The sequence below is a fragment of the Halobacillus sp. BBL2006 genome (genome assembly GCF_000786645.1).
In the GTDB taxonomy this organism is placed as follows: domain Bacteria; phylum Bacillota; class Bacilli; order Bacillales; family Halobacillaceae; genus Halobacillus.
In genome coordinates this window covers 1-6,929 of the sequence record NZ_JRNX01000175.1, presented here as the reverse complement: position 1 = coordinate 6,929, position 6,929 = coordinate 1, and the positions used below count along the sequence as shown (strand labels likewise).

The 6,929-nt window shown below is 40.5% G+C and carries 8 protein-coding genes; 2 read left to right on the top strand and 6 right to left on the bottom strand.

The annotated features are described in order from the left end of the window. Nucleotides 1-1,093 (bottom strand): ABC transporter permease (locus LD39_RS06315; RefSeq protein WP_035544105.1); only part of this gene is annotated, 1,093 nt, incomplete at its 3' end. Nucleotides 1,094-1,411: 318 nt separating this feature from the next. Between LD39_RS06315 and LD39_RS06310 the strand changes: the two genes are divergently transcribed. Both LD39_RS06310 and LD39_RS06305 read left to right on the top strand, forming a co-directional pair. Beyond that, a complete protein-coding gene (locus LD39_RS06310; RefSeq protein WP_035544103.1) occupies nucleotides 1,412-1,606 on the top strand; it encodes a hypothetical protein in 195 nt (64 codons plus the stop codon). Between the two features lie 20 nt (nucleotides 1,607-1,626). Continuing rightward, nucleotides 1,627-2,010, top strand: coding sequence for a helix-turn-helix domain-containing protein (locus tag LD39_RS06305; RefSeq protein ID WP_035544101.1), 384 nt, complete (start codon nucleotides 1,627-1,629; stop codon nucleotides 2,008-2,010). Between the two features lie 423 nt (nucleotides 2,011-2,433). On the opposite strand, the gene LD39_RS06300 is transcribed toward LD39_RS06305, so the two are convergent. From LD39_RS06300 to LD39_RS06280, 5 genes are all read right to left on the bottom strand, one after another. Continuing rightward, nucleotides 2,434-3,666 (bottom strand): FAD-binding oxidoreductase, encoded by a 1,233-nt coding sequence (locus LD39_RS06300; protein ID WP_035544100.1) that lies wholly within the window; start codon nucleotides 3,664-3,666, stop codon nucleotides 2,434-2,436. Between the two features lie 75 nt (nucleotides 3,667-3,741). Beyond that, complete coding sequence (locus LD39_RS06295; protein ID WP_035544097.1) at nucleotides 3,742-4,728, bottom strand: Gfo/Idh/MocA family protein; 987 nt, start codon at nucleotides 4,726-4,728, stop codon at nucleotides 3,742-3,744. Nucleotides 4,729-5,001: 273 nt separating this feature from the next. Continuing rightward, nucleotides 5,002-5,700 (bottom strand): GDSL-type esterase/lipase family protein, encoded by a 699-nt coding sequence (locus LD39_RS06290; RefSeq protein WP_035544094.1) that lies wholly within the window; start codon nucleotides 5,698-5,700, stop codon nucleotides 5,002-5,004. Between the two features lie 74 nt (nucleotides 5,701-5,774). Beyond that, nucleotides 5,775-6,503, bottom strand: a complete 729-nt coding sequence (locus LD39_RS06285) for a CAP domain-containing protein (RefSeq protein WP_035544092.1) — start codon at nucleotides 6,501-6,503, stop codon at nucleotides 5,775-5,777. A gap of 180 nt (nucleotides 6,504-6,683) precedes the next feature. Further along, the coding region (locus LD39_RS06280) for a hypothetical protein (RefSeq protein ID WP_231572521.1) at nucleotides 6,684-6,929 on the bottom strand (246 nt) is incomplete at its 5' end.

Here is a 6,929-nt window from a genome sequence, read left to right as displayed (position 1 = left end):
CACCAAGCAATCCGACTGTTTCACCTGGGCTCGCATGGAAAGACACTTCATGAAGAGCAGGGTGTTGGGAATGAAAAAAAGAGACCCGTTCAAAACGAACATCTCCTGCCAGGTCCTTTTGAATCGCTTGCTTACCTTCTAAGTATGATGGTGCCTTTACGTCCAGCACTTCTTCAATTCGTTCAGCGGATGCATTTCCTCTGGAAAATACCATGATCAAGAAAGTAAAAATGCTGAAGGTAAACATGATTCTTGTCGCATAATTGATGATGGCTACAAGCTCACCTGCTTGAATATCCCCCAGTCCTAACTTATCGGCTCCTAACCATAGAATAATGAGAATGGACGCATTCATACCAAGCATAACTACCGGCATAGCAACTTCCATTAACCATAGTGCACGCTTGTTGGTCTTCATCAAACCTCTATTAACATTTAAAAAACGGTTGCTCTCAAATTTTTCTCTGCTAAATCCTTTAATTAAGCGGATTCCTGTCAAATTCTCACGGATGACTGTGTTCAAACCGTCGAGTTCATGCTGGACAAGCTTAAACAGGAACACACCCTTTTTAAGCACCCAGAAAAGAAAGGCAAGAAATAAAGGTACTGCGATGACTAAGATTAACGATAATGGAACGCTAATAGAGAAAGACATAACTAAAGCAAAAATAATAAACAGGGGCGCTCTTAATGCGATGCGAACAAACATGAACAATAAACTTTGAATTTGCGTGACGTCATTCGTCATTTTTGTGACCAAACCGGGAGTAGAAAACTGTTTAAAGTTTTCATGTGTGAAATGCTGAACCTTAGCGAATATATCTCTCCGCAAATCATAACCCACTCCCTGACTAAAATGAGCAGCAAAGAAGGAGTTTGTGATTCCGGCTGTGAAAGCCAGAAAAGATAAGCCGACCAATACGCTGCCCCAAAGAGTCACAACAGAATAATCTTCTGCAATTATTCCGCCATCGATAATCTTTGCCATAATTAATGGCTGAACCAGTTCGACGATTAATTCGACTATCATCAAACTTAGCGCAATACTGGCAGACACTTTATAATTCATTGTATAGGCGATTATTTTTCGCATAAAAAAGTTCCTCCGCTAGTATGAAAGTTCCTCTCATTATACAGGATAATAGAATAGGATAGAACTTTGTGAGCTTTCCTTGCCCACTTATACAAAATCTCCTACTTCCGCTATATAATTATAACTTTTGTACAATGTTAAAAGCAGGGCTATACGGTTCATAAATCAGCCAAAATCACGGACTTGATTTTTAAAATTAGCTATATTATAAATAGTTAATGTGTACAAGTAACAAATCTGTAACTACTTGTGGTATCAAGGGAAACCCAATAGAATTATACTAGTAGTATTTTCCGAACCGAATAGGAAGGTGATAAAGTGAGGGATAATATCAAGCCCATTTTTCCCGTCACGGAAGAACTGCTAGAATTAGTCGACCTACTCAATCAAGTATCCGATACTTCAGGTGATCAAGTGATCCCTCAGACCATGACTGTGTTAAACAGAGTTTACGCACAAGGGATCATGGAAGGATACCAAAAGGCTATGGAAAAGCAAGGAACAAAAAAATAATTCAAGATGAGGTGACACGTGTGAGCGAATTGGAGACAGGAATTGACATCACTCTTGAAGTCGTTTGCGGCAAGTGGAAAGGTGCTATTTTATGGCAGCTTCTTCATAAAGACCGTCTAAGATTCAATGAGTTGCGACGTTCTCTTGATGGAAATATTTCGTCACGCATCCTTTCCCGTGAATTAAGAAAATTAATTGATGATGGACTAGTTGAGCGCGTCGATTATGAAACTGTCCCCCCAAGAGTCGAATATTGCATCACTCCTTACGGCAAAACCACGGCCTCATTTTTAGAGTCCATGAATGAGTGGGGAATGGCACATAAGCGAATGTCCGCTTCTAAAAGTGAGATGGCTGAAATGATCAATACCAATGATGACAAAGCAGAAAATGAATTAGGATAAACATTTACCTTTTATTATGGCTCTGTTAAAACTTGCTATTGAATTTACGTCACCAAAAAAGGGACTTCCCACCTGCGGAAGTCCCTTTTTGCTTATTCTAACAAAGCTCCCTTATCTTCAAGACTCGAAGTTGAGATAAAGGTCCGTGTTGGGTGAGAAGTGAGGGAGGCAAAGGGGTCGGAGAAATGGCGAGACTCCTGTGGGATAAAAGTACAGGATGAGACCCCGAAAGGCGCAGCCTGGGGAGGCTCATCGTACGCCCACGGAAAGCGAGCTATTTCGCCGATCACTTCCTCCGCACAACGACAATAGAACAGACGAATATCTCGACATTGAGTCTTCCATAATCCTGCACTTATGCTGAATTAAGGCTTATTACGAGATAATAACTTATTATTAAAAAGGATTATTTAACAAAGCCTTTTATGATTTATAAAGGCGTTTTTTGGTCAGTGGACGGTGAGGCTCATATAACTTTATATCATCACTACGCCCTTTCACGATTCTATCCTTAATAAGCTTAGCTAATACCATACTGTATACTGTTCCGTTATCTCCATACCCCAGTAAAAAATAACTGTTCGGGTATGGATGATACATCCCTACCATTGGTAATCCATCAACCATCCCCCCGTAAAATGCTGCTGAATAATAGGCAGACGAGACAGTGATACCAGGAAAACGCACGTGGATTTCTCTTAAGAGCTGGTCACGCTTGTGGACCAACTTTTTATCTCGTTCTTCCGGTTTAGCAGTATCTTCATTGAGACCACCGATAATGATTCTTCCATCTTTCGTTGTACGTAAATAAATATATGGTCGCGCCGTTTCCCAAATAAGCGTATGATTGTACCAACCAATAAAATCATCTACCGGTTCAGTGGTTACTGTGTAAGTACTGACGAAGCGTGCTTTCTTTTCCGTTTTAATCTCCATTGCGTCATATCCTGCCGCATAGATAACAACTTTTGCGCGAATGGATGAGCCTTGATTTGTCTTGATGACAGGAATATTTTCTTCATAATGCTCCCCCACCATAGCCGTATCTTCGAAGATTTTCACTCCATTTCGGTGGGCAAACTCCATCAGACCGTGCGTGAAAATGAACGGGTTCATTTCGCCGTCATTTCTGGAATAGATGGCTCCTGGCTTTTGAAAAGAATAGTGATTTCCGATCCACTCTTCTGTCACCCATGCTACAGGTGCACCTCGTTCTTGCAGCCACTCACATTCTTTCTGCAGACCTAACTGATCCTTTTCTTCACTCACATTATACAATGTATCTCTTCTCTTAAACTCCGCATCATATGAAATCTCCTGGCAGGCGGCTTCGATGTCATCAATTGCTTGTTGACATAATTGGAGATGTCTTGTGATATAATCGTCTCCAAAAGTCTGGACTAAGTCTGTAAACTTTTTTTCTCCTGAATATTGTAGAATGCACGTATTCGTACTTGTGCTCCCACGACCGATCTGCCCTTTGTCGATGACTACCACATTGAGATCTTCCTTAGCTAGGTAATAGGCACATTGCGCTCCAGAGCTTCCGCCTCCCACAATTAGGACGTCGCACGTGATGTTTTCTGCTAAAGGAGGGTACGCAGGAGCATCTGGAAAAGTATTTGGCCAATAATAACTGCCTGTTTGTATGTTCATATCGTCTACCCTTTCACTTGTTTCTTTTAGTATGGGTAGAAGACCAACAAGCTATGAAGAATAATTTGCGCTTAACTAGTTTAGATCGTTAGGAAAAACGAGACCGATTTTCCTTCTAGCCTCTTCCATCACTTTAGCTGCAATCAATGTATTTTCATGCGAATTCACTGACGATTGTATTTTTTGACTCTGAAGGAGAGTTATAAATTCCTGAATTTCATAGAACATCGGATCGAATGTATCTTCCGGAGTTAATGGCTCCACCGTTCCGTCCTTATACCGGATCTCGATTCCCCTCGGCTCAGAGATGTCAGGGATAATGACAGCCCCCTCTTCCCCTTGAATCTCACTTGGTGCATAGGAATGCTGAATCTTGGAGTGCATGATGATAGCCTCCATCCCTTCATATTCCGCAATCATACTCCCTTCTCCATCTACTCCTGATTCCAATAAAACGCCATTGGCATGGATGGTCTTCGGATCTCCGAATAGCACTACCATTGGGTAAACTCCGTAGACACCTAAGTCCATTAATGATCCGTTCGAGAATTTTGGATTAAAAGCATTTAAAACCGTACCTTCTTTGTAAGCATCATAACGGGAAGAATACTTACAGAAGTTCCCAACATACCTGCGGACCCTCCCGATTTTATGTAAATTCTCACGGATCTTAGTAAATCCTGGAAGGAATGTAGACTTGACGGCTTCCATTAGTAATACGCCTTCCCTTCTCGCTACGTTAATCATGGAAGCTACTTCTTTCTGATTGGAAGCCATAGGTTTTTCACAAAGTACATGTTTTCCATTCTCCATGCATAGGATCGCCTGCTCTGCATGGAAAGAGTTTGGACTCGCAATATAAACGGCATCAATCTCAGTACTCTCCGCAAGATTTTTGATGGAAGTAAACGTATGGGCAGCCCCATGTTTGGCTGCAAATTCTTGAGCCCGCTCTTCAGTTCTTGAATAAACGGCTATAAATTCAAATTCAGGATGTTGCTTTCCTGCTTGAAGAAATTTTTCTGTTATTGTATTTGTACCAATAATTCCAAAACGAATCATAAAACCGTATTCTCCTTTTATTAACAAGTTGGTTTCATTATAACAGGAAGATAAAAAGCGCAAACTCCTTGATGATTTTTTATAGTTAATGATGTCCCCTAATCGGTTTAGCGACGGAGCCAATGGAAAATTAGGATGTGTAGAATCCTTCAGTTAATCGATAAGTGATAGCGCAGTACAGTTTTTAGCATCCATTGACTTATCGCTTCAAAGGCTAACCCTATAAATCCTACTGAGGTAAATTAAATAAAGAAAACCTGCACAAAATGCAGGCTAGTGAATATAAGGTAACGTTAAATCAGCGAGGGCTTTCTGACCTTCTTTCGTCGGATGTACATCTCCAGTTATGATATATTCTGGATGTCCCTTATACGCTTGGTAAACATCGATTAATTGTATCGGTGTAAAATATTTTAACAACTTTATCAAAGAGGCATATTGTTGATTGATATAGTACAAAGGAGCATTCAATTTATCCCCTGCAGCAGGGTAAGGGTTATACAAATTATAAACCAATACTTTACCATCAGTAAGACGGTCGATTTCTACTATGATGGAATACATATGATAGATGAAGTCGCGTATAACAGGCGCAATTTCATCCACTTTTATTCCATCAATTCCCTTGTTTTTTTTCACTAAGTTAAGGAGATCATTGCCACCGATATAAACAAGAACATAATCCGCTTCACGTATTGAACTTCTAACCTTTTCATTTGAACGAACAGCTTGAAGCAATTCCTCTGAAGTTAAACCTGGGATGCTTAAATTGGTGACCTCCACCCTTTTTTCTGACCCAATAAGATAAGGGAAGGCTTCCTTTGGAGGCTGATGATTGTCCTTGGAAAGATTGTATCCATATGGAATAGAATCCCCTAAAGCAACGAGTCGTTTTGACCCCTCAGCAAAACTCATATGAACTTGAAATGAAGTAACGATGAGAGCAAAAACAATCATCACCTTGTATACCATATCCAATCTCCTACTTCCTTACCTCTTCCTATGTAAGAAACACGACGCTGGACTTGCCATGCGTCATGCTTGATCTATTTATTACCGATAAACATCTGCGTCCAGTATTGGCCGTCTTTCGCAAACCCGACTCCAATATGAGTCATGTTTTTGTTCATGATGTTCTTACGGTGTCCAGGACTGTTTAACCAGCCTTTAACGACCTGATCAGGAGTCTGTTGACCAGCAGCAATGTTTTCAGCAGCTGTACGGTAATCCACTCCAAATTCCTTTAACATGTCAAACGGTGTGCCGTAGGTTGGTGAAGTATGTGAGAAATATTTGTTATCAGACATATCTTCAGCCTTTGTTTGGGCTACTTCTCCAACATCTGCACTATTTTTCAATGGTTTTAATCCATTTTTTTCACGTGCCTGATTGGTTAACTTAATGACTTCTTCTCTAAAAGCCCCGTCTACTTGATCAACACGCTCTTTGTTTGTACCTAAGTTGTCATTGTTATTAGCGTTGGTGTTGTCATTTCGATCAGCATTCTGATATACATTCGGGCCTTGAAAAGGCCCTATAGGACCATTTGGGTTCAAACCTTCATAAGGAATGTTTGCATCAAAACGGTTTTGACCAGGAACTTGTCCTTGTTGATCAGGCATCTGATGAGGCTGGATTCCTTGATCTTCTGGACCAAAGCTTACTTGGTTCAAATTATTCTGTTGTCTTTCTCTAGCTCCTTGTTCGGTCGTATTACAAGCTGCAAGCATGAATACCATGAGAGCAGCAAAAATCATAAATAAACCTTTCTTCATCTTTCATCCTCCTCAGGAATTCATCACCCTTACTATTTACTTGAGGTAATTTTTTATCCTGAAGAAAAGGTTCCATTTTTCTCTAATAAAAGCGCAAGAATCCAAGTAGACTTAACGCTTCCAAATGATGAGAATACTGCTCATAGAAAAACCGCTATGTTGTTACATAGCGGTCAGCAATTAAGTCGTGTGACAATCAGGACAGCAAGTATTACATCCGTTGACCTGGTCATAAGTATTTCTAGCCTCTTCCATAGCACTTGCACAATCCGTGTGACCTCCAAGTGCGAGCAAATTCTTTTCAAACGGCATGAACTTACAACCTTCTTTGTGTACCTCATGGTCTCCATCAGTTTGCTGATTTTGATTCACGTAAAACTGAGCCAACAAGAAAACCTCCTTTTTATTTTTTCTGTTTACCCCTGC

What these genes read in the sequence shown, in the direction of transcription:
- LD39_RS06300 (WP_035544100.1), bottom strand. Translation starts at nt 3,666, where the DNA reads ATGAACATACAAACAGGCAGTTATTATTGGCCAAATACTTTTCCAGAT.
- LD39_RS06295 (WP_035544097.1), bottom strand. Translation starts at nt 4,728, where the DNA reads ATGATTCGTTTTGGAATTATTGGTACAAATACAATAACAGAAAAATTT.
- LD39_RS06290 (WP_035544094.1), bottom strand. Translation starts at nt 5,700, where the DNA reads ATGGTATACAAGGTGATGATTGTTTTTGCTCTCATCGTTACTTCATTT.
- LD39_RS06285 (WP_035544092.1), bottom strand. Translation starts at nt 6,503, where the DNA reads ATGAAGAAAGGTTTATTTATGATTTTTGCTGCTCTCATGGTATTCATG.